Origin of the sequence: Paenibacillus sp. FSL H7-0735, from assembly GCF_038008505.1 — a bacterium.
GTDB lineage: Bacteria > Bacillota > Bacilli > Paenibacillales > Paenibacillaceae > Paenibacillus_AQ > Paenibacillus_AQ odorifer.
Genome location: NZ_JBBOZH010000001.1, coordinates 3460635 through 3482060, shown reverse-complemented (window position 1 = coordinate 3482060; position 21426 = coordinate 3460635). Strand labels below are relative to the sequence as shown.

The 21426-nt window shown below is 40.4% G+C and carries 24 protein-coding genes; 3 read left to right on the top strand and 21 right to left on the bottom strand.

The window, feature by feature from the left end:
• The first annotated feature begins 100 nt into the window (after nt 1-100).
• Nucleotides 101-595 carry a DUF6803 family protein gene (locus tag NSS82_RS15885; RefSeq protein WP_076099307.1) on the top strand — a complete coding sequence of 165 codons (495 nt, stop codon included), beginning with the start codon at nt 101-103 and terminating at the stop codon, nt 593-595.
• 78 nt (nt 596-673) lie between these two features.
• Here NSS82_RS15885 and NSS82_RS15880 read toward each other — a convergent pair whose 3' ends face one another.
• Nucleotides 674-2122 (bottom strand): MDR family MFS transporter, encoded by a 1449-nt coding sequence (locus NSS82_RS15880; RefSeq protein WP_076272511.1) that lies wholly within the window; start codon nt 2120-2122, stop codon nt 674-676.
• 153 nt (nt 2123-2275) lie between these two features.
• Here NSS82_RS15880 and NSS82_RS15875 point away from each other — a divergent pair, with 153 nt between their 5' ends.
• A complete protein-coding gene (locus NSS82_RS15875; protein WP_076099308.1) occupies nt 2276-2824 on the top strand; it encodes a PadR family transcriptional regulator in 549 nt (182 codons plus the stop codon).
• 64 nt (nt 2825-2888) lie between these two features.
• Here the strand turns inward: NSS82_RS15875 and NSS82_RS15870 are convergent, their stop codons facing one another.
• The 4 genes from NSS82_RS15870 to msrA form a co-directional block, all read right to left on the bottom strand.
• Nucleotides 2889-4286 (bottom strand): sensor histidine kinase, encoded by a 1398-nt coding sequence (locus tag NSS82_RS15870; protein ID WP_076272510.1) that lies wholly within the window; start codon nt 4284-4286, stop codon nt 2889-2891.
• Entirely contained in the window at nt 4283-4990 is a 708-nt protein-coding gene (locus tag NSS82_RS15865; protein WP_176462543.1) for a response regulator transcription factor, read from the bottom strand. The genes NSS82_RS15870 and NSS82_RS15865 overlap by 4 nt, the downstream gene beginning before the upstream one ends.
• Before the next feature lie 97 nt (nt 4991-5087).
• Entirely contained in the window at nt 5088-6278 is a 1191-nt protein-coding gene (locus NSS82_RS15860; RefSeq protein ID WP_076272509.1) for an ArsR family transcriptional regulator, read from the bottom strand.
• Nucleotides 6279-6445: 167 nt separating this feature from the next.
• Nucleotides 6446-6958 carry a peptide-methionine (S)-S-oxide reductase MsrA gene (msrA, locus tag NSS82_RS15855; RefSeq protein WP_036678131.1) on the bottom strand — a complete coding sequence of 171 codons (513 nt, stop codon included), beginning with the start codon at nt 6956-6958 and terminating at the stop codon, nt 6446-6448.
• A gap of 161 nt (nt 6959-7119) precedes the next feature.
• On the opposite strand from msrA, the gene NSS82_RS15850 reads away from it, so the two are divergent.
• Nucleotides 7120-8028 (top strand): aldo/keto reductase, encoded by a 909-nt coding sequence (locus tag NSS82_RS15850; protein ID WP_076272508.1) that lies wholly within the window; start codon nt 7120-7122, stop codon nt 8026-8028.
• 334 nt (nt 8029-8362) lie between these two features.
• Here NSS82_RS15850 and NSS82_RS15845 read toward each other — a convergent pair whose 3' ends face one another.
• From NSS82_RS15845 to NSS82_RS15770, 16 genes are all read right to left on the bottom strand, one after another.
• Nucleotides 8363-9055, bottom strand: coding sequence for a class I SAM-dependent methyltransferase (locus NSS82_RS15845; RefSeq protein WP_076272507.1), 693 nt, complete (start codon nt 9053-9055; stop codon nt 8363-8365).
• A 108-nt stretch (nt 9056-9163) separates the two neighbouring features.
• The gene (locus NSS82_RS15840) at nt 9164-9562 is read right to left on the bottom strand and encodes an RrF2 family transcriptional regulator (RefSeq protein ID WP_076135029.1); all 399 of its coding nucleotides are present in this window, start codon (nt 9560-9562) and stop codon (nt 9164-9166) included.
• Nucleotides 9563-9670: 108 nt separating this feature from the next.
• Nucleotides 9671-10753, bottom strand: coding sequence for a CHAP domain-containing protein (locus NSS82_RS15835; RefSeq protein ID WP_256718487.1), 1083 nt, complete (start codon nt 10751-10753; stop codon nt 9671-9673).
• A 75-nt stretch (nt 10754-10828) separates the two neighbouring features.
• The gene (locus NSS82_RS15830; RefSeq protein ID WP_076272506.1) at nt 10829-11518 is read right to left on the bottom strand and encodes a hypothetical protein; all 690 of its coding nucleotides are present in this window, start codon (nt 11516-11518) and stop codon (nt 10829-10831) included.
• Between the two features lies 1 nt (nt 11519).
• The gene (locus NSS82_RS15825) at nt 11520-12908 is read right to left on the bottom strand and encodes a serine hydrolase domain-containing protein (RefSeq protein WP_076272505.1); all 1389 of its coding nucleotides are present in this window, start codon (nt 12906-12908) and stop codon (nt 11520-11522) included.
• A 118-nt stretch (nt 12909-13026) separates the two neighbouring features.
• Nucleotides 13027-13263 (bottom strand): DUF3977 family protein, encoded by a 237-nt coding sequence (locus tag NSS82_RS15820; protein ID WP_076272504.1) that lies wholly within the window; start codon nt 13261-13263, stop codon nt 13027-13029.
• A 29-nt stretch (nt 13264-13292) separates the two neighbouring features.
• Nucleotides 13293-13808, bottom strand: coding sequence for a GNAT family N-acetyltransferase (locus tag NSS82_RS15815; RefSeq protein WP_076135037.1), 516 nt, complete (start codon nt 13806-13808; stop codon nt 13293-13295).
• A gap of 148 nt (nt 13809-13956) precedes the next feature.
• Nucleotides 13957-14613 carry a CatB-related O-acetyltransferase gene (locus tag NSS82_RS15810; protein ID WP_076272503.1) on the bottom strand — a complete coding sequence of 219 codons (657 nt, stop codon included), beginning with the start codon at nt 14611-14613 and terminating at the stop codon, nt 13957-13959.
• A gap of 184 nt (nt 14614-14797) precedes the next feature.
• Entirely contained in the window at nt 14798-15574 is a 777-nt protein-coding gene (locus NSS82_RS15805) for a DUF817 domain-containing protein (RefSeq protein ID WP_038570784.1), read from the bottom strand.
• A 2-nt stretch (nt 15575-15576) separates the two neighbouring features.
• Nucleotides 15577-15792 carry a helix-turn-helix domain-containing protein gene (locus tag NSS82_RS15800; RefSeq protein WP_036678155.1) on the bottom strand — a complete coding sequence of 72 codons (216 nt, stop codon included), beginning with the start codon at nt 15790-15792 and terminating at the stop codon, nt 15577-15579.
• A gap of 10 nt (nt 15793-15802) precedes the next feature.
• Nucleotides 15803-16285, bottom strand: coding sequence for a DUF2975 domain-containing protein (locus NSS82_RS15795; protein ID WP_076272502.1), 483 nt, complete (start codon nt 16283-16285; stop codon nt 15803-15805).
• Nucleotides 16286-16493: 208 nt separating this feature from the next.
• A complete protein-coding gene (locus tag NSS82_RS15790) occupies nt 16494-17693 on the bottom strand; it encodes a hypothetical protein (RefSeq protein ID WP_036678162.1) in 1200 nt (399 codons plus the stop codon).
• A gap of 24 nt (nt 17694-17717) precedes the next feature.
• Nucleotides 17718-18563 (bottom strand): hypothetical protein, encoded by an 846-nt coding sequence (locus NSS82_RS15785; RefSeq protein WP_038570781.1) that lies wholly within the window; start codon nt 18561-18563, stop codon nt 17718-17720.
• Nucleotides 18560-19246, bottom strand: a complete 687-nt coding sequence (locus NSS82_RS15780) for an ATP-binding cassette domain-containing protein (protein WP_076272501.1) — start codon at nt 19244-19246, stop codon at nt 18560-18562. The genes NSS82_RS15785 and NSS82_RS15780 overlap by 4 nt, the downstream gene beginning before the upstream one ends.
• The gene (locus NSS82_RS15775; protein WP_036678170.1) at nt 19243-19659 is read right to left on the bottom strand and encodes a GntR family transcriptional regulator; all 417 of its coding nucleotides are present in this window, start codon (nt 19657-19659) and stop codon (nt 19243-19245) included. Before NSS82_RS15775 ends, NSS82_RS15780 begins: the two co-directional genes overlap by 4 nt.
• A 139-nt stretch (nt 19660-19798) precedes the next feature.
• Entirely contained in the window at nt 19799-21307 is a 1509-nt protein-coding gene (locus NSS82_RS15770; RefSeq protein ID WP_076272500.1) for a malate:quinone oxidoreductase, read from the bottom strand.
• Nucleotides 21308-21426: the final 119 nt, after the last annotated feature.

The window sequence follows — 21426 nt, the reverse complement described above, 5'->3', positions numbered from 1 at the left end:
TTGCATATATTTATCATACCTTCGTTTCCACATACTTTCCACATACTTCTCGAATACGATAAGTAACCGAAGCTATTACATATTATCGGAGGAGTATCTTATGAACATGACGCATTACATGTCTTTGCTAGCGGACAACCAGCCTTGGAACTTGATTATATTCATGGCAATCCCCGTGATTTTCGCTGAGACGATTACCATTACAGAGTTTATTATTTTGTTCACCAAGAATCTAACAGGCCCGCTACGATCCTTCAACAAAGTCTGCAGCATACTCGCAGGGTTATATTTCACAGGGGTATTCCTTTACTTGTTCCCAACTGCGTTTATTCCTTTGTCTGTGAATGGGGAATGGCACACATGGGTTGATATCGTAGCCGTGGGCTTCTATTTAAGCGGAGTACTCTTCTTATTGCCACTGGCTTTGTTAGATCTTGATCTGATTGCCCGTAAACGATCGGAAGAGCACAAGATGAAGCTGCATTTTCTGCTAATTAGTGGCTTCTTGGTCGTGGCGCATATAGCGATGATATTTGGGATGATTAATCCGGAAATTGTGGGCAGTATGGGTGGAATGGGCGATATGATGCATTAAAGTTTATTAACATAACGTAATCTAAGTCAAAAAGCAGATCAAGGATAAAACCTTGATCTGCTTTTTGTCTCGTACCGGTTATCCCGCGCTTTGTACAGTTACCACAGTACGCTTCTTGCGTAATAAAAACATCAGCGGAAATCCAAACAACACGATAATGGAACCTACCACAAAAACATCATTCACACCCATCGTGAACGATAGTAAACGTATCGAATCTGTATTACTTGCACCGGAGCTGATCAACTCTTTAGAGTGGAGTAAAGATCTACTCGACAACAGGGAAGTGAATACTGCAATCCCAAGTGAGCTTAACACATTGCGGACCCAGTTGTTGATCGACGTAGCATGCCCAGACCATTCGACGGGAATTTCCTCCATTGAGGCTGTACTGCTTGGAACATTGGCTAGTCCAATGCCGAGATTACGAACGACCATCGCCCACATAATAAAGCTATAAGATATGTTCGTTTGCAGCCGACTAAGCATGAATAAACCGATGAATATAAATAAAATACCCGCAGAAATCAACTTCACAGGTCCGAACTTTGGATACAGCTTACCTACGATTGGACTCAGTAAGGCAAGGAGGATCGAGGACGGCAATAAAATCAGCCCTGTTTTAAGCGTTGTAGCCCCTTCTACCGTTTGTAAGAACAAAGGGGTTAAATAGGTTCCGGCATACATCGCAATCGTAACCAAACTATAGATACTAAGCATGGCGGTAAAACGGCGATTACGGAATACACGCAAATTCAGCAGAGGCACCTCCGCCTTCAGCTCGCGCAAAACAAACAAAATTAACAACACAACCCCCAAAAGGATTAACGATAAAGTTTTCCATGAAGTCCATCCCCAGCTGTTGCCTTGGCTAAATGCGGTTAATAACGATAAACTACCGAGGACAACGGTGAGGAAACCAGGAATATCAAATGACTTCGGAATATTCATTCGATAATATGGGATTAACGTTAGGGTTAGAATAACAGCTATAATTCCAATAGGAATGTTAATTAAGAATAACCAATGCCAGCTGGCATATTGGAGCAGCCAACCGCTAAACGTCGGACCTATGGCTGGCGCGACCATCGCGGATAGCGACCAGAGGCTTACAGCAAAAGGTCTGCGTTCTCCCGGAATTACTTGAAATATGATGGTCATCGTACAAGCCATAATGAGACCGCTGCACGAACCCTGAAGCATCCGAAATACAATTAATGATGTTGGATCCCATGCCAAAGAACAAAGCAAAGAGAACATGGTGAATCCCATCAAGGCGAAAAGATAAAGCCTTTTGTAGCTGAATCTTCCTCCGAGATATCCGGCGAGTGGTGCGGTTACTCCTGTCGCCAGCATAAAGCCCGTGACCATCCATTGCATGGTGTTCAGACTCGTATTGAAATGATCCATTAAAAGAGGAACAGCAATGTTGATCGTCGTTGTACTTAAGACAGAGACGAAATTTCCGAAGAATATGGCAATCATGATCGGCCAAAAATGTATTTTGCTTGCTTGATTTTCTTCCATGCTTCCCCTCCTCATTATTTTTTATATGTCTACTTTTACATATATAAAGTGACTTGAATAATGTTATAATCGTATGATCAATATGTCAATGATGACATATCCCCGAAAAATTCAATGAAAACGGATTTATAATAACTGGAGGGCTTTATAGTAATGAATACACTGTCTTATGGACTTCTAGCTTTACTTAGCGCTAACTCATTGTCTGGATATGAATTAACTCAGAATATCAAGCCGCTCTGGCGTGCTGGACATAGTCAAATCTACCCTCTATTAATGAGCATGGAGCAGCAAGGTTATATCACCTTTAAGCTCATTGAACAGACCGACAAACCGGATAAAAAAGAATACTCCATTACGGAAGCAGGACTGAAGCAATTGCGGCAATGGGTGGAAACTCCTGCTGAGCCTCCGGTGCTGCGGGATGAACTGCATTTTAAGCTGTATAGCTTATGGCTATCCAACCCGGCAGAAGCCAAGGACCTATTACTAAAACGTGCAGAGTTTTGTAAGAGTGAGTTGGAGCGATACAAGGTTTTGCTCAAAGCAAACGAAGTGTTGCGTGATGAACGCGGTGAGACTCGTGAGTTAAAAGCCACAACTTTTGGACGTTATTTACTGATCCGCAAACGTGTGCTTGATATGGAGAGCTCTATACAATTTTGTGAATGGGCACTTGAAGAGCTTGAGTCGAATAAATAACATTATAAACAAGCAAAAAAAGAGACCTCATTTTGTATATGATGAAGTCTCTTTTCACTTACATTTATTCGGATTTAGATAGATTCAATAGTTGCACCTCGCAACGAGTACCCGCTCCAGGCTGACTTATCATTCGAATCTTGCCTCCATGCAATTCCACCAGCTTTTTAACAATGGAAAGTCCCAGACCTGAACCGCCGTATTGTCTTGAACGTGATTTCTCTACCCGGTAGAAACGCTCGAAGATATAGGGAAGCTCTTCCTCAGGAATACCTATTCCTGTATCTTCAACAATTAGAGTTGCAGCATCCGCTGCAAATTCCATATGAACAATAATCTCACCTTCATCCGTATAACGAATTGCATTTTCCAGAAGGTTCATAATAATCTGTTCCATACGTTTTTGATCTCCACGGATCATATACGCATCTCCGCTAAGCTGAAGCTTCAGCAGTAACCCCTTCTCCTTTGCTTTCAGTTCAACTCTGCGCACGGCTTGTTCCGCTAGCTGACTGAGATCGATCCACTCTTGGGTAAGAGTAACCTTTCCTTCCTCCATCTTTGCCAGTTCAAATAAATCATCCACAAGATGCTGGAGCCGATGTGCTTCCTGATGAATGATATCCAAGTATAGATCTCTTTCCCCTTCGGTCTCGTAAAGTCCATCTTTTATTACCTTGGTATACCCCTCCAAATATGTAATGGGCGTTCTCAGCTCATGTGAGATATTTGCCAGAAATTCCTGACGTGTATCCCTGTATCGTTGCAGATCGACAGCCAGATCATTTATAGCCTCTGCCAAAAAACCAATCTCATCGTTGCTACGTATAGAAAGTCTCGTTTCCAGCTCGCCAGCCGCGATTTTCCGGGTTGCCTTTTGCATCTTGATCAGAGGTCTGGACAAAATCATGGCGATCACACCAGTGATCCCTATAGCCAATATAAAAGCCCCTATTCCTGCAATCAGCAGCAGGTTCCGGATGGAAGCCAAAGATTGCTTCATACTCTCTGTAGAGGACATTACATAAAGTGCAGACTGAGTTGTATCCCCCTCCATTATTGGTTTTCCAATGATATAATAGGAATGTCCAGCAGGATCTTTATACTCAAAATCAACACTTTTCCCAGCGAAAATCCGGCTAACATCCGAAGCTTGGATGAATGAACGATCCGAACGATCATGTACACCCGAGTGGAGTATCACATTGCCATCCTTCGAGATATTAAAGATACTGACATCCGAAAATTCTGCAAAGGTACTCATCATCTGCTCATTTGAACTATCCTGCGATTCCGCCATTCCGATAAAATGTGAGGTGAGTTCCTCCGTCTCTTTTTGCATCTCGTTGTAATAGAAGCTTGTAAACATCCGGTCTATAGTAATTCCAAGAACAAGCAAAACTACTAAAAAAACAGACATTATAATATAACCAAGCTTAAGTCCGATGATGTTATTTTTCATACCAGATTACCTGGAGCGTGAAATTTATAACCTAACCCCCACACTGTTTGAACCGGATTATAGGAGAGGCCTGCCTTATGCAATTTCTCACGGATATTCTTAATATGGGTGTCGATAACACGATTCTCCCCCTCATAATTATTCCCCCATAATCGTTCCACCAGTTCTTCTCTCGTAAAAACCCGGGTAGTGTTTTGCGCCAAAGTAGCCAGTAAATCAAACTCCTTGAGAGTGAATTCAATGGATGTATCCTGAATATGTACCTCCCTAGCTTCTGGGTATATTTTAAAATCAGGGTATGTGAGCACCTTATCCTGAGGTTGGTGGGCAAATGTAAGTGTTGAACGCCGCAGCAGAGAATAAATCCTAGCCACTAATTCTTCCGGCTCAAACGGTTTAGTAAGATAATCATCTGCTCCTATACCGAGACCACGTACCTTATCCTTGGTTTCAGAACGTGCGGTTAGCATTAGAATTGGGATAGAGCTTGTCTCCCTCACCAGCTTGCAGACCTGCCAGCCATCCATATCCGGCATCATCACATCCAGCAAGATTAGGTCAAAGCTGTGTTGTTTCAACAGTTGGAGTGCTTCATGACCCGTTGACGCCTCTTTTGTAGACATCCCTTCTTTACTTAAATAAATCCGCAATAAATTCCGCATGTTCCATTCATCATCTACGATCAGTATCTGTAGCTTATTCAAGCCGTTCACCCTCTTTATGACCTAGTTCTTCTCATTATACAAAAAAATACAGAACAAGCCGACATCATCCCTAAATGATGCCAGCCTGTGATTATGGTTAGTGGCCGGAATGCGGATTGCCTCCTGCAGTAGGTGAGATTTCTAGCATATCATCAATTTCACTTTGTGCTCGCTCATTTATTGCAAGGTTATCTCCAGTTATCCAAGCATGATTGTAAGGACCTTCCGCTGGTGAATCTTGAAATTTAGGTTGAAGCTCCATCATATACTCCATTACTGAATCTGGCAGCCCGTCTTTTTCTGTAAAAATAAGCGGCGCATGTTTCCCCAAATGGGAAAACGGCGCAGCGGCGATAGCGAGCATCGTTGAATCCGTGGTTAACAAAGACAGGTTATGACCGGGTGTAGTGATTCCCCAGCCGAATCCGTTATTGGCATCCTTAAAACTTGCAAAAGCTATAGCGTTCTTAAAAACATCTTGTCCAGCTATACGGGTAACTGTTCCGTATTCTTTTAATTGCTTTTCTACATCTGCTGAGACAATGTCTTCTGGTCCTAGGATATAAATAGTTGCGCTACCTCCACGTTCTTTTAAAGCCTCGACCGTTGAGTTAGGAATTTCGTCTTTGGTTACATAGAGTAGAGGTTCCGGCATATGTGCGATCCAATTCACTGCTGGCAGCGTGTACTCAGGGCTATCCATAGAACCAATTATGACCGACTTTGGAAGTTCGCCGGCTGCTTTAGCGTAATAAGTATCTATAGCCTGAGCTACAGCCGCTGCCTCATCCCCTTCTATCCGGTCTACTTTTAAATCAATGGCCTTTAATTGTTGTTCTACATTAGATGCCATAGGCCCAACAAGCACTACCTGAACCCCATTATTGCCATCAGCACCTATTGGATTCAGTCGCTTAAGTTCTGCGAGGGTAACCTCAGGAACCCCATCTTTTGCGGTATACAGGACGGGGCCGTTACTGGGATGATGAATCAAATCTGCACTAACTGCGGAAATCTGCCAATTACTCACATCCGTCAAAACTACACTTGAGGGTCTATTATTCTTTGTTTGCGCAGTCCATAAAGTCTGAGAAACTAACACTGCGGCTTGAATCGGATCTGAAGTGTTAATGCGAGTAGTATTCTTCGTAGCTATCCAAGGTGGCTCCACCGTTGCAGAACTAGCATGCGAATTAACCTTAGATGGAACATTATTGCCTGATTGGCAGCTTGTTATCACTGTACTCAAAAGCAAACTAACGGCAACAAATGGTATGATTTTTTTCATCCTAAACCCTCCTGTGTGATGTTCTCGCTTGATTTAGAGTAGTTTAGTCTACAAATGTGTGGAAAGTATGTAGAATTTAAAATAAAAAAAATTTGTATATAATGCAAAAAGAGCATCCCGTAAGCCATGTATGACTCAGGATGCTCTTGGTCTAGATTTTTCAATGCTTACCAGTGTTTTGCGATAAAAGTATCCCGACCGGATTGCTCCCGATCTTCTTTGTAGTGCTTAGGATTCTTATGATGATAATCCTGATGATACTCTTCTGCACGATAAAAAGTTGGCGCCGGAAGAATTTCCGTAACGACTGGACCGGAGAATCTGCCGCTGCCCGCAACCTGTTCTTTCGAGGCAAGAGCCGCTAACCGCTGTTCTTCATTATAATAGAAGATCGCTGTCCGGTACTGAGTTCCTCGATCCTGGAATTGCCCACCATCATCGGTAGGGTCAATCTGAGGCCAATATAATTCAAGCAGCTTCTCGTATGAAAAAAGCGCTGGATCAAACGTAATCTGCACAACCTCGTAATGCCCCGTTGTTCCGGTTTTGACTTCTTCGTAGGTTGGATTCTCAGTTAACCCTCCCGCATATCCCGATACAATTCCATGAATGCCTGGTAATTCCTCAAACGGTGTCACCATGCACCAAAAACATCCGCCTGCAAACATCGCTTGTTCCATATGATCAAATCTCTCCCTATCTATCTTCATCTAATAAATAATATATGCTATGACGATAAAGCCAAAAGATCATAAAGTCAATGGAAGTCAGCAGCACCATTAGAATTCAAATCTCCAAAACGTTATAATATAACAACAACAGAAGTAGAAAGGAATGCGCTATGAGAAAAAATCGTTTAGGACAATCCGATTTGTATGTAAGTGAAATAGGACTTGGCTGTATGTCTTTGGGTACGGATGAGGCGAAAGCCATTTCCATTGTTCATGAAGCACTCGATCAAGGAATCAATTTTGTTGATACAGCAGATCTTTATGATGAGGGCCGTAATGAAGAGATTATTGGCAAAGCCATTCGTCAACGTCGACAGGATGTAATCCTGACCACAAAAGTTGGCAACCGCAGAATTCCCGGTCAAGAAGGCTGGAGCTGGGACCCTTCAAAAGCCTATATTAAAAATGCAGTCAAAGATAGTCTCAAACGGCTGCAAACGGATTACATCGATCTATACCAGCTGCATGGCGGCACTATTGAAGATCGAATTGACGAAACGATTGAAGCTTTTGAAGAACTTAAGCAAGAGGGTCTTATCCGCTATTATGGGATCTCTTCTATTCGTCCTAATGTAATTAGAGAATATGTGAAAAAATCAAATATCGTAAGTGTTATGAGCCAATATAGCATTTTAGATCGACGTCCTGAGGAAGAAATCCTTCCTCTGCTAGCTAAGCAGGGAATTAGCATGATCGCACGCGGACCTTTAGCAGGGGGCATTCTATCAGAGCGTGGTCGCAGCAAGGCGGAGAAGAATTACTTAGATTACAGTATTGAGGAACTTCTGAATTTACATGATCAGCTTTCGCAGGAAACTAGTGACTCTCGCAATCTTGCACAAACAGCGCTTCATTATCCACTAGCTAATCCATCTGTAGCCGTTATTATTCCTGGGGCAAGCAGTCTGGAGCAATTAAAAAGCAATGTAATGGCTGCTGATGTAGCTCCACTCACTTCGCAGGAACTTGCAGACATTCAGCGGATGAGCAAAGCAAATCGTTACAAGCTTCATGTATAGAGTAGTCCCTTTCGTTTAAAACAATGGGGTGTCCATAGCCATATAATGGCTGTTGGGCACCCTTACTTCTTGTGCCTAACTGATCTCTGATCTAATCCTTGAACTTGGTTTGATTTGATATTTTTTACACGAACGAAGCCGCTATAGGACACAGTTGACCTTATGCGCTACTTTTTCCTATATTAAGGGTGCTCGCGGACTCCATAGCCGCTATGAGCTTGATAATCACCATATATCATCCTCTATTTAAGGAATAGCAGCACTGAAGTTCGAAATCATGCTCCAAAGACTAAATATATGCAAATAACGTCATCTGGGTCCGAAGGTATTCAAGTCACTCCGCGTGACACATCCAGCCTGCCATAATTCCAGTAGAATAAAATCGAGTGATTCTCGTGAAGCCTGATTCTTTCAATAACTCTTCAATTTGTTTTTCGGGAAGGAAAGAAATTTTCGTAATATTGTTACTTACATTATTAAACGCTTCGGGAGATTCATACCCTGCAACCCAAAAGCTTTTCCATACGTTTATTCTGTGGTGGAGTTCAGGATCATCCAAATCTCCATATGCACTTACGAGAACAAATGGAGCACCCGGTTTCAGATTATCCTTTATGGAGCGAAGCAATTTCAATTTTTCTTGAACATCATGGATGAAATGAAGGACCAAAATACAACTTGCCACATCGAACTTTGAGTCCTGCTGAGGAAGATCATCGATTGTCCCAGGAATCAGACTGACACGGCTCTCTAAGCCCAGTTCATCTATCTTTAATTTCGCGATCTTAAGCATATCTTCCGAAGGATCCACTCCCGTAAATGTCCAGTTTGGGTTAGAAGGCCCCCATGCCGAAAATTCATTTCCTCCCCCCGCACCGACCACGAGCATAGATACAGGGATGTCACCTAATTCGAAACGAAAATAAGATTGGATCATGGAAAATAATGAATCATAAGAGGGAATCGAAATATGAGTGGTTTTTTCATAGGTCGCCCTCTTGGCATTTAATTTTTGCTCTTCAGTCATTGTAATCATCCTCCATTGTTTTAAATTTCACATTTTAGTATCAAAACCCCTATTAAAGTCATTACGGATTCACATTATCTCTATTAATCCCGAAAAAAGAACGGATCTTTACTCCGTCTTCATCGTTTTTGCCAAATCTGCAATTTTCGTGTTCTCTAAGTACTGCTCCATCTGTCGCTCAGCGTCAATCACAACCTGTTGAATCAGACATTCACTTCCGTGATCTAGACTGCATTCAAAAAAGGAAGCCGTTCCTTCGATTGCATGGATAATATCCAAAAAAGAGATTTCTTCCGACTTGCGTCTGAGACGATAACCACCATTAGCACCAGGTGCAGATTGAATCAATCCAGCCTTCACTAGCTTAGTCATCATTTTGGACAGATAGGTTTGGGAAACACCTAACTTCTCAGCAAGCATTTGAACACCCACCGGTTTATCAGACGCCACTGTTACCATATAGAGCATTGCATGAAGTGCATAATCTGTCGCTTGGGAATATTTCATTCAGCACCTCCATTAACGACTTTAGAAATCTATGATAACTCTAACATTTTTAAAAGGCAAGTATATAATTCCTACACTCGCCCATTAAGCAATCTTCTTCATCCTCAACTATAATGGAGTATACTCTCCATTATACTCAAATTCATAGTCATTAGCGATACGGATATAGCCATATACGCAATGCCAGCGATCTCTGTAAAAAACACTGGAATAATTCTGATTATCCCTATTTCCTTCAGCAACTAAGATCTCTTTGTCATCACATGCTAAAACAATACCTGTATGATCGTGAGGGTCATTAGTTAGCAATTTTTCATAAATCACAATATCACCACGTTGAGGAGTAAACCCCTCTTGCCCGTCAAAATAAAAAATTTGGGTCTCAGGTAGTTGCGCCCACTCTAACCAAGCCCCTACGCCAGCTAATCGAAAATCAGCATTCGGATATCGAATCGGCAGCAGAAATCCAGCTTGCATACAGCAGTAATATACAAATGCTGCGCACCAATTGTTTTGTAATACTTTATAAATCCCTTGGTCAGGCCAATATTTACAGATTTCTCGATATCGTTCATTTCCTGGTATTCCAACAATGTTTTCTTTTCCAAATGCTTCAGCAATATTAGCTAACTTACCTCGTTTATCTGTAGGCTGGTGAACTTCAGCCCCGCTACTGTAATCTACCTCTGCCAAAAAGTCCTCTGGAATCGTCATTTGACGAAGTACATTCCGAAGCCTATTCGTGTCCTGCTGTGTTACATTACATCCCCTATTCTGCAAGTGTAATTGTAGAACTTGAGCATCCTTTAGAATCTCTTCATAGGGACCCTGAACTTTATTCCTGTCCCCTTGATGGAAGATCGCCTTTAGAATTTGAATCAGCTCTTCTTTGGTAAACATATTCAAGTCTCTTAATAAAGGCCTTACGGTATCTGCACTGTTGGGACCTGGAAATTCCTTGACTCCGGTTTTGAAGAAATAATAATTATGAAGCAGTCCTATAATGGCTGCCAATTCCTGATTTTGTTCTCTTTTCATGGCAAGGAATGAAGCGAAGCTAGACACTCCGTACAAAAGAACACACGCTTCCTGTTTCCGTTGTTCGCTACCTATAGACATGATCATTTCTTGAACCAGCACACGCACACTATCGAGGCGCTGGTTCACTTTTGTTATCAGTCGTTGAGTCACTGGAAACCTTCCCTTCCGTTACTACTCAGCTGTAATAATATCAAAGCTAATACTGACATGAATCTTTTTATTAATTCAGTCCCTAATGACTTCCTTTTTATGTCCATCCTTGACGAACTCCACACCAAAATAATCGGTATTACCGTTCGCCCTGAATTCAGCAATCCGAGCGTCAGGCTTACTCTCAAAGTGAATGTTATGTTTAATATTAGATCTTGGTAACAAGGTAATCTCTTGCGGCTGAACCTCTGCGAATGACCAGATCCCTTGAGGATTACCGTACTCTCGAAAGATTGGACGGATCATAACGGGTTCATTTTGCCCGCCATAGTTGATTAGCCTGATTGTACATTGAACCTGCACAATATCCTCTTGAGTACCGTACATACAGTGCGAATCTTTTTTCAGAAAATCCACAACTTCAATTCCTTCATTGTTCATATTCACAAGATAATACAATCGTTCTGTTAGAAATGGATATAATGTAATGAAAATGATGATAGCAAGTAAAACGGTTCTGCCTACATATTTTTTATAACGCTGTCTAAAGTGCTTTATAGTTAAACTCCCACTGGCGATTAACATAATAATCCCGAATATTGCTGAGTAATGTAAACCATGGTTTGTCGCAGGCTCGCTCCAAGGCGGAATTCCAATGGTTCTGAAGAGGTCATCCCCAAACATAGTTCCCTGATGTGTGATTCCCACAAAAACTAAAGAAAACAGCAAAAATAAAACAGCCATCCAACCTTTACCCTTGGTCATTTCATCCCTCCAAACCAATAACAGTTATGTCTTCTCTAACCTCCAAGGAAAGATTCTTATGCATATACAGTTCAATTTTTTTACCGCTAAAGCTCAAGGTATAATCAACTACGTAAGGGGTTTCAATGTAATATACCGTGAGGATTAATTTAGAATCAGCATATTGCCAGCTTGCAGATGTACAAACTTCCTGCTCACTAAGGGATAAGTCTTTAATAAATAAACTCTTTGCATGGGTAGGCCTTGAAAAATCGAACGGAAATTCATCTAAATGATCGTCGTAAAGTAAAGAAAAACTAAGGTGCTCCTCTTCAAACTTCATTGTTAATTCTTTGATTTTATGCTTATTTACTTCAAAGATATAAATTCCACTGTAAGATCTATAATCTACTTTAACTATCCTTTCTACTAAGGAGGTAAAGGTAGGAGATTTAATAATGTTAGATGCAACCGTTGGCCAATCAAGGTTCAGTAAATTTGCATATATGATATCTAAAAAATCCTGTAACTTCTTCATCTCGGTAAAACTTGAAGTTGCAGCAATCACAATCTCTTGACTCGGATCAATGAAACACAATTGACCAAAAGCTCCATTCCCCATCTTACATCCATTCCTGCACATAAAGAACTGATAACCATATCCGTTTGACCAGTCAGCCTTATTTTGTCCCCAACGATTATCGCTTTGTTCATTTAGCGCCAGCTTTAAATAATCTTCAGAAACAATTCTACGGCTATTATAAACCCCTTGATTGAGGAGCATCTGGCCAAATTTCGCAATTCCATCTGTTGGTATGCTTAGTCCCATTCCACCAGCAACCATTCCTAACGGGCAAGTCTCCCAATCTGGTCTTCCTATGTCCAATGGGGCAAATAATCTTGGCATTAGAAAATCAACAAGATTTTCTCCAGTCGTCTTTTCGATAATAGCCGAAACCATATAAGTGGCGTGTGTATTGTAATTGTAATAACTTCCCGGTTCATCTTCTACGTCCAAAGCTAAAAAGGCACGAACCCAATCATTTTGCTTGGCTATCGCACCATATATATTATTGTTATGTCCCGTATTCATGGAAAGAAGATGATGTATCGTCATCTTAGCCAAATTAGGTGAAATTGAGCTAGGAAGCTGATCCGGGAAAAAAGAAACTACTTTATCCGTTAATTCAAAATAACCGTTATCCCATGCTATGCCTGCTGCAATAGATGTAAAGCTCTTACTTAGAGAAAATAAAACCTGGGGAACGTTTTTGCGGTACGGTTGACGGTAAAAGTCAGTAATAACTTCTCCCTTTCGCAATAGCATAAAAGTATTAACCGGTAAATTAGTTCGTTCAAGTTCTTCATAAAATTTAGACAGCGCTTGGGTTAAAATCTCTGGATTATCCATTTAAACCTCGCTTGTCGTTATATTTTTGAGTTTTTTAATAATTCTCAGGTGGACTGCTAAGTCTCGTGTCAGGTCTCCTCCATTTGTTCATTTAGACGGCAACCTTGTCATGCTAAACCTAAAGACTTGTTATACCAAAAATAATCTTCAACTTTTTACGACTCTTCTTACTTATTTTCAAGCCTTGTTTTAAGTCTAGAATGATTACGGTTTTGCCAATCCAAATCCTGAAATATAACGAGCGGAACTTTACCGGTTTCACTATGCCTTTTTCTTCATATTCCGTTCCATCCTCTAACTCCGTTTCAGTTCTAATAAGCCACGTATTACCGAGACCCAATTCGATATACTTCAGAATCTATCTCCCCCGTACAAGAGCTGCTTCTATTGCTCAATAGTTTTTATAAGATAAAGGCAGAGATCATCGTCCACACAAACATGTGCCCCAGGCTCAACAGGCTTATTATCGTACATGATTCCCCGCCCATCAGGGATAAAACCACGCTTTATATACAGCCGTTGTGCAGTTCCATAGTCAGCGTATAATCCAAAACCAATACCAATAGTATTAGAAATAGTAAAAGCATCTTTTTCAAGAGCCTCAATTAATACACTTCCTACCCCACGTTTCCTAAATGGCGGGATGACGTCAAAGTTTTGAATTTCAGGTATATTATTTTTTGCAAAATAAGGGTATTCCGACTTGTATACCACATGTCCCCATCCAACAAACTCATTTTCACAAAAAGCTAAAAGTGTAACTCGCTTTTCATTTTGATTTTCTTCCCAACAACGTTGCACATAGTCAAGAGGTTGGCTTACATCATGCTCAGATAACCCCGTATGTATAATATCAATATCATTTTGTGTCATTCGACGGATTTGTAAAGGTAAGGCCATAATATAATTTCCTCCTAACTTATTAAATGAGTCCATTCCTATATTAACATACTAATTAGGATTAATCTGGTAAAAAACAATTATTGTTAAACTACCCATCAGTTAAAAAAACAGGCTGCAGAATATACTGGCAGCCTGTTCTGATTTGTTATTTTTTTATTTCTTTAAGGTAAAATTCATATAATTGATCAACAGATGAACTTGAAAAGATAGACGTGGCTTGCTCAATTTTCTCACGTTTCCAATCGAACCAGCGCATTTCCTTTAACTTTTCGATTTCTAGATCTGTAAACCGTTGCTTGATCACTTTAGCAGGATTGCCGCCTACTATCGTATACGGTGGGACATCCTTTACAACAACCGATCCTGCCGCCACAATAGCACCTTCGCCTATTTTCACACCGGGCATAATCATTGCATTCATCCCAATCCAGGCATCACTAGCAATGATTGTATCCCCTTTGGATTCGTAAGAGTTTGCAATCTGATCTACAAAAGGATATACGGTGATCCATTCAGGATGATGATTGTGATTCCCACCCATGAGAATAATTACACCACTAGCAATACAAACATAATTTCCTATAATCAATTTATCTAAATGCCAACCATAATCTTCGCTGGGATTAAACAACTTTCTTGATTGTTCATCACCCCAAAGGTATCTAACACACCCATCTTCAAAATCAAGATTATCGTAATAACCAGAGTAGTAAGAGTAATCTCCTACCTCAATCATTGGGTTGGTGACAACATCCTTCAAATACTTAATTTCAGACCAATGGCTAAACTGATGTTGTTTCATTTTCTTTCCCTCGCTTCTAAGTAATGTAATTCATTTATACTTAGAAGCTTGATGCAGTAGCGACATTCTTAAACCGTTTCAAACGACGAACCATCGTCCTCATCCTTTTCCTAATTGATGCCGTCATTGTAACAAACGATTGATTTATTCGTCAAATCAACCGTATTGTCCGAACTCAGCTCAATTATGAATTTATCGGATTACGGCTAGCCTTAACATGTTTAAGCTGGGCAACTATAATGACGCTAATGATCACTAGAAGGAACCACGAACTGATCTTACTGAAACTAACCAGTTGCCACGTTTGATATTGATCAGGATATTTCCATGCATTAAAAAATGTAGCGATATTTTCAGCTAACCAGATAAAAAATCCTACAATAAAAAAGGCCAGTGTCAAGGGCATTCGATAGGTAACCGTCCGTACCCTATAAATGATCCATGTTTTCCAGAAGACAACAACCACAAGCGCTGTCAGCCACCAGCGAAAATCAGGAATGAAATGATGTGTGAAAAAATTTAAATAGATGGCTCCTCCCAACAATCCCGCTGAAGCAAGCCCCGGCCAACCGGTCATATCCATTTTCAATCTTCGCCATATCTGGCACATAAAGCTTGCGACACTTGCATACATAAATCCACTATAGAGGGGTACACCAAACACCTTCGTAAACCCTGGCTCAGGGTATGCCCATGAACCCATCTTTACCTTATAGATTTCCAGCAATAAACCAATAACGTGGAACACACAGATTACTTTTATTTCATCCAGTGTTTCTAATCCAGTACGGTACATGAGGTACTGCACTGTAAGCAGTATTAGAAGAATGGCATCATAACGGTAAAGAAAAGGCATTTCTATTATGTTAGAAAGAGCTAAAGTCCCAAAAATCGCAATAGGAAATATGCAACTCATCGCCTGATGATATCCAAAATGCAGCAATTGTGTTATTGACTTCATTCTTAACTTTCCTCATCATTTTTGTATTCTAATAGATCTCCAGGCTGACATTCCAAAGCCTTACAAATTGCCTCTAACGTTGATAATCGCACCGCTTTTGCTTTTCCATTTTTCAATATAGAAAGGTTAGCCATTGTTATTCCAACTCTCTCCGAAAGCTCAGTAACACTCATTTTTCTTTTAGCCAGCATCACGTCGATATTAATTATAATCGCCATTGTTTTCACCTCAGACAGTTAAGTCATTTTCTGATTTTATATCAATAGCTTCTTTTAAAAGCCTTTGTAGAACTGCAGCAAAAACGGCAATCACCATGGAGGCAAAAATGATAATCAAACCGATGACTATAATCCCGGGGGCATCATCTTTCTCCGCCATGAGGTAAAAGAGTGGCATACCAACTACATACAAGCAACTGATGATGATTGCACAATATTTTATTTTCTTTAAAACCTGTACAGACATTTCCGAGAAAGCATTGTTCTTGTCAATATAGCCTAACAGTTTAAAAGCTTGATACAGTGCAAAGTAAAAAGGTATCGCCGAGGCATACAAATCAATGGCAAGGAGATATTTCAATAAACTATAATCCGGATACAGTTCTGCTGCGAAACTCGCTATCTCCGGCACCACAAATATGCACAAAGCAAGCACCGGGATACCTATAAGAATAACCGCTGCCCTTAAAAAAAGTGTTGATCCTCTTTCCATAAAAAACACACCTCACAGATTTATTGTGAATTGAATTTATCACATTATTTATCGTATTACAATATATTTTAATCGAAATACAGTTATTATTGGCTGTTTTATAATTTTCGACTAAAAGGCCGAGCTAATTGACTATTAGAAGTCATTAGCTCGGCCTTGGTACCTTTTCATATCTCTTTATCTCTATTTTTCTATTCTACAAGTAATTCTAATACTGACCGAGATCGATAAAATTCAAATCCATGTTAGTTTCATCTTCAGCCTGATTTGCAGCCTCCGTTGATACTACTTTTCCTTCGTATTCAAGGTTACCGCTTGTCAAATTGAATACATATAGACGATTACCTTTGAAATTCTTATAACCCACAATATAGAGATAGTTTTGTTTAAAATCATAGGTAATGTTTTCACTTAAATCTATATTTGTATTCTTCAAAGTAGTCTCATATTCTTTACTCACGAGATCGTAAGAAATAACAGTAAATCCTATATTCTCCTTACCCGATACAGCTTTTTGCAGGAAATAAATTTTCTGTCCATACGCATTCATAATATTATTCAATAACATTTCATGCCCTTGGAACGCGAGCGGCGAGATTTGTCCTGTTGCAACATCTACTTGATATGCCTTTTTATGATTATCTTTACTAACCGTTAAAATCCATTGATCCGTGTGATCCAGATTTTGATTGGCTAACCTAACGAATTGATTATCCCCATTTGCTGCTTCAGATTTAGCTCCTGGTAACACGAGCGGCTCATTTGTAATCTCCTTTGTTGTTAGATTAACACGGATAATCTGCGGTTCAGATACATAACCTTTGGCGCTGTGATTCAAAAACACCATTGCAACAAGCTCTTGATCAACAAGCTGTACATTTTGTACATACATATCTGAAACATCATGATCTACATTGATATCGGATGTGATTTCCAGCGTATTGTTCTTCTGCTTGTTAAGCACAGAAATACTGAGCTTAGCATTTTTCTTCGCTGAAGGATCATTGGATTGCTGCTTATCTACGGTCCAATTCACGTAAGCAAGCATATCCTGATTTTCATAAAACCCAGCTAAGTTCTTCTTTCCACGCATGAACTGACGATGCTGATCCCTCCATTTATCCAATTGTGTGTTCACTGGTCTTCGGTTTAAGCTTTGGCTGATCGTTAACTTTTCATCTGGATAATCTGTACCATTTGTAGTGATATTAGCTCGTTTGATGCCAAAAACACTATCCTTAGTCAGATAATTTCCGTATAAAGCTATATCTTCAACGAGAGAAGCATCCCCTTGAACCATCGTCAGCTTATAATTAGGTGGTGTCTCTTGTGAAGCCTGTACATAATACGTCCCGATTGTAACAACCGCGAACACTACAAGAACGGCGGTAACCATATATTTTCTCATTCCTTAACCTCCATTCCCCTTCAATTATACCGATATTTTCTTACGCAATAGATACAAGCTGTACCAAAGCGAACCTCCAGCAATAATCACTATTAATCCGAGACAAGCACCTAAGATTTCTCCGGGATAGAAGTAGCTATCGTATCTGCTATAACCCATAAGATAGGGTATTGAGGCTAATCCAGCTAGAACCGCTAAGTATAATACGATAAAGCCGATCCCTTTCAGTCTGTAGCTCCGCTCCATTAGAATCGCTGTGAACAAGACGATCAAGCCCGTAATGCCCAGTCCATAATATAGAACAAACTCAGAAAAGTAGGGCGGAACCAGTACTCTAAGCACAGTAGGATACTTCAAATAATCAAATACCGAGATGTTCCGATATAGTTCAGCAGGAAGAATCGACTGTGCTATCAAACGCTCCAGTGGCACAAGCACAATTTGCAGGGCAACAAGTCCAAATGCGAATAGCAAGATCGTAACCAGCTTGGCAAAATACAAATTCGCCCGATTGGATGGCAAGGTGAGCAGGCGATATACTATCGTATTTTTACCTCTCCAGTCACGGTACCAGATGAAGCAGCTATATATTAGTAACACTGTTATGCTCAAGAATATGGGTCCGAAATATAGAAGTCCATTATAGCGAGCATACATCATACTGTTTAGCTGAATATATCCAGTCACATTGTGATATTGCTCAAGCGTCCATTGATTCACTCTCATTGCCTCATTCGCAGAATCCAGCCAATGATTAGCACCGATGGTGACTGCTGCAAGCTGCAAGGCAACTGTCAGCACCATGAGTCCAATATATATTTTGGCAAATCGGTTCATTTCAAAATTCAATAGCTTCACAAAAGCTCTCATTTCATGTACACCTCTCTCATTACGTCCGTAATGGACTTACCTTCCTGCTCGCGAACTTCTTCACAGTAGAATTCACGCTCTACCTTCCCGTGCTGTAGCAAGACCGCTTTATCAATTAAATGCTCAATATCGTTAATTTCATGAGTTGTAATAATCACACCACGGTCCTCGATCAATTCACTCGTGAACACATCAGTAATTTGCTCGCGACTGAACATATCAATCCCCGAGAACGGTTCGTCCAATAGGATGTAATCACAATCCAAGGCTAGTCCCAGCAACAAATTTACCTTCGCAGCCATCCCCTTCGACAATGAGGATACGCGATCCGAAGAGCTCAGTTGGAAGAACTTAAGCAATTCCTTTGCACGTTCAGCGTTCCAATTCCGATAAAAGTCAGCCATAAAGATCAAGCAATCAGCAATTCGCATATTGGAGGGCATCGTTAACGAATCTGGAATAAAAGTGATTTTCTCATACATCACAGGTGTTAGTGATACATTATCGATTAAGACTTCACCTTTGTATGGTGTCAGTCCCATGATGGACTTCAGCACCGTTGACTTCCCGGCACCATTGATTCCGATCAGGCAGGTAATCTCTCCTTTGGCAGCAGTGAAGCTAACGCCATTAAGTACCTTCTTGAATCCATAATTCTTCACCATCTGATTCACTTGGATCATCTTGTGTCACCATCCTCTGGAGATAACTTTCGCTCGGATGTATATTTTGTCTTTATGATATCTACCAGTTCTTCAACTGGAATTTGAATATTCTGAATGGAGCTGATGAATATATCCACTGCACTTTCGATTAATTCAGCTCGAATCGAGTTAAGTATTTGCTGATCCTGTGTAATTCGGCTCGGGGAATTCCCTTCTGTTACGATCAAACCCTGTTCCTCCATTTCCTTATATGCCTTCTGCGCCGTGTTCGCATTAATCTTCATTACTGATGCAAGTTCACGCCGTGAAGGAATTTTGTCTCCCGCTCCGATTTGCCCTGTGGCGATCTGTTCCTTGAAATGACGCACAACTTGAATATATACCGGCTCACGAATATTAAAGCTGACGCCTGATTTCTGTTCTTCTGTCATACAACCAACTCCATATACTAAGTGTGTGTACTAAGTGGTTCATACATCTTATTTATGTACTATACGTGTAATACACTTTTGTGTCAATAGTTCAGGTTTGAGCAGAAAAAAAAGCTGCCTCTCGGCAGCCCTTTTATTACTAAAACACCTTTTGATTAAAAACATGTTCTTTTCCACCTAAACCCAGTGCAGCTGCTGTTGTAGTGTGAATTTTCTGCAGAAGCACGGGATTATCCATAAGTGACAAGCCATAAGAAGGAATCATTTCTTTTATTTTGGGTTCCCATTCTTTTATATATTGAGGGAAACATTTGTTAAGCACTTCAAGCATCACGTGAACAGCCGTAGAAGCTCCAGGGGAAGCCCCTAACAGTGCTGCGACCGAACCATCAGCGGCACTAATAACCTCGGTACCAAATTGAAGTGTGCCTTTGCCAGCTTCTGTATCTTTGATAACTTGCACACGCTGACCAGCTACAACAAGATCCCAATCTTCAATTTTGGCATTGGGGATAAACTCTTTCAGTTCTTCCAGACGTTTTTCTTTCGATAACAGCACTTGTTCGATCAGGTATTTTGTTAATGACATGTTTTTAGCACCTGCCGACAGCATTGTTATGAGGTTATCCGGTTTCACAGAAGTTATTAAATCAAACATTGAGCCCGTTTTTAAGAATTTAGGTGAGAAGCCGGCAAATGGCCCAAATAACAGTGATTTTTTATTGTCGATAAATCTTGTGTCTAAGTGCGGTACGGACATTGGAGGGGCTCCAACTTTAGCTTTGCCGTATACTTTGGCATGATGCTGCGCAATAACTTCCGGATTATTACACACCATAAAAATACCGCTTACTGGGAATCCACCTATATGTTTTCCTTCAGGAATACCTGATTTCTGCAGTAAGTGCAGGCTTCCTCCCCCGCCACCAATAAACACAAATTTCGCTGTATGTTGTTCAATGTTACCGCTGGCATTTCTGATTTTTAGATCCCATGAGCCAGCACTGTTACGCTTCATACTATTGACACTATGCTTGTAGTGGAGATCGACGTTTTTACTCTTTAAATGCTCAAATAAGATACGCGTTAAAGCACCAAAGTTAACATCCGTTCCAGAGTCAATTTTTGTAGCCGCAATGGATTCGTTCGCTGGACGATTTTGTATAATAAGCGGAATCCATTCCATCAGTTTTTTAGAGTCAGCAGAAAATTCCATACCTTGGAATAATGGATTTTTTGAGAGCGCTTCAAATCTTTTCTTTAAAAAAGCTATATCCTTCTCCCCTTGCACCAAACTCATATGAGGTAACGGCATAATAAAGTCCTGGGGATTATGTATCAGCTTACGATTTACAAGATAAGACCAAAACTGCATCGAAAGCTGAAACTGTTCATTAATCTGAATAGCTTTGCTAATATCTAAAGATCCGTCTGGCTTTTCAACAGTATAATTAAGCTCACAGAGCGCCGCATGCCCGGTTCCTGCATTATTCCATTCATTAGAGCTTTCTTCCCCTGCTTTTTCAAGCTTTTCAAATACTTTAATTTTCCATTCCGGTACTAATTCCTTCAAAAGTGTTCCTAAAGTCGCACTCATGATTCCGGCACCAATTAAAATGACGTCTGTATCAGTTGCACTTTTGCCCATTATTACCATCCTTATCCCCTGAATTTTGCAGAAAGGATGTGGGCGCTCCTTCTTAGGCGTCACACCTTTTCTGTATCAATTATAACCTTATCATGGTGTATTACAATTATTTATAAATT

Excerpts from the sequence above, each read along its gene's own strand:
- NSS82_RS15850 (WP_076272508.1), top strand. The coding sequence starts at position 7,120 with ATGAGAAAAAATCGTTTAGGACAATCCGATTTGTATGTAAGTGAAATA.
- NSS82_RS15860 (WP_076272509.1), bottom strand. The coding sequence starts at position 6,278 with ATGAAAAAAATCATACCATTTGTTGCCGTTAGTTTGCTTTTGAGTACA.
- NSS82_RS15780 (WP_076272501.1), bottom strand. The coding sequence starts at position 19,246 with ATGATCCAAGTGAATCAGATGGTGAAGAATTATGGATTCAAGAAGGTA.
- msrA (WP_036678131.1), bottom strand. The coding sequence starts at position 6,958 with ATGGAACAAGCGATGTTTGCAGGCGGATGTTTTTGGTGCATGGTGACA.
- NSS82_RS15840 (WP_076135029.1), bottom strand. The coding sequence starts at position 9,562 with ATGAAATATTCCCAAGCGACAGATTATGCACTTCATGCAATGCTCTAT.
- NSS82_RS15875 (WP_076099308.1), top strand. The coding sequence starts at position 2,276 with ATGAATACACTGTCTTATGGACTTCTAGCTTTACTTAGCGCTAACTCA.
- NSS82_RS15775 (WP_036678170.1), bottom strand. The coding sequence starts at position 19,659 with ATGACAGAAGAACAGAAATCAGGCGTCAGCTTTAATATTCGTGAGCCG.
- NSS82_RS15885 (WP_076099307.1), top strand. The coding sequence starts at position 101 with ATGAACATGACGCATTACATGTCTTTGCTAGCGGACAACCAGCCTTGG.
- NSS82_RS15770 (WP_076272500.1), bottom strand. The coding sequence starts at position 21,307 with ATGGGCAAAAGTGCAACTGATACAGACGTCATTTTAATTGGTGCCGGA.
- NSS82_RS15815 (WP_076135037.1), bottom strand. The coding sequence starts at position 13,808 with ATGGCCTTACCTTTACAAATCCGTCGAATGACACAAAATGATATTGAT.
- NSS82_RS15800 (WP_036678155.1), bottom strand. The coding sequence starts at position 15,792 with ATGGCGATTATAATTAATATCGACGTGATGCTGGCTAAAAGAAAAATG.
- NSS82_RS15870 (WP_076272510.1), bottom strand. The coding sequence starts at position 4,286 with ATGAAAAATAACATCATCGGACTTAAGCTTGGTTATATTATAATGTCT.
- NSS82_RS15810 (WP_076272503.1), bottom strand. The coding sequence starts at position 14,613 with ATGAAACAACATCAGTTTAGCCATTGGTCTGAAATTAAGTATTTGAAG.
- NSS82_RS15785 (WP_038570781.1), bottom strand. The coding sequence starts at position 18,563 with ATGAGAGCTTTTGTGAAGCTATTGAATTTTGAAATGAACCGATTTGCC.
- NSS82_RS15880 (WP_076272511.1), bottom strand. The coding sequence starts at position 2,122 with ATGGAAGAAAATCAAGCAAGCAAAATACATTTTTGGCCGATCATGATT.
- NSS82_RS15795 (WP_076272502.1), bottom strand. The coding sequence starts at position 16,285 with ATGGAAAGAGGATCAACACTTTTTTTAAGGGCAGCGGTTATTCTTATA.
- NSS82_RS15790 (WP_036678162.1), bottom strand. The coding sequence starts at position 17,693 with ATGAGAAAATATATGGTTACCGCCGTTCTTGTAGTGTTCGCGGTTGTT.
- NSS82_RS15825 (WP_076272505.1), bottom strand. The coding sequence starts at position 12,908 with ATGGATAATCCAGAGATTTTAACCCAAGCGCTGTCTAAATTTTATGAA.
- NSS82_RS15845 (WP_076272507.1), bottom strand. The coding sequence starts at position 9,055 with ATGACTGAAGAGCAAAAATTAAATGCCAAGAGGGCGACCTATGAAAAA.
- NSS82_RS15830 (WP_076272506.1), bottom strand. The coding sequence starts at position 11,518 with ATGACCAAGGGTAAAGGTTGGATGGCTGTTTTATTTTTGCTGTTTTCT.
- NSS82_RS15805 (WP_038570784.1), bottom strand. The coding sequence starts at position 15,574 with ATGAAGTCAATAACACAATTGCTGCATTTTGGATATCATCAGGCGATG.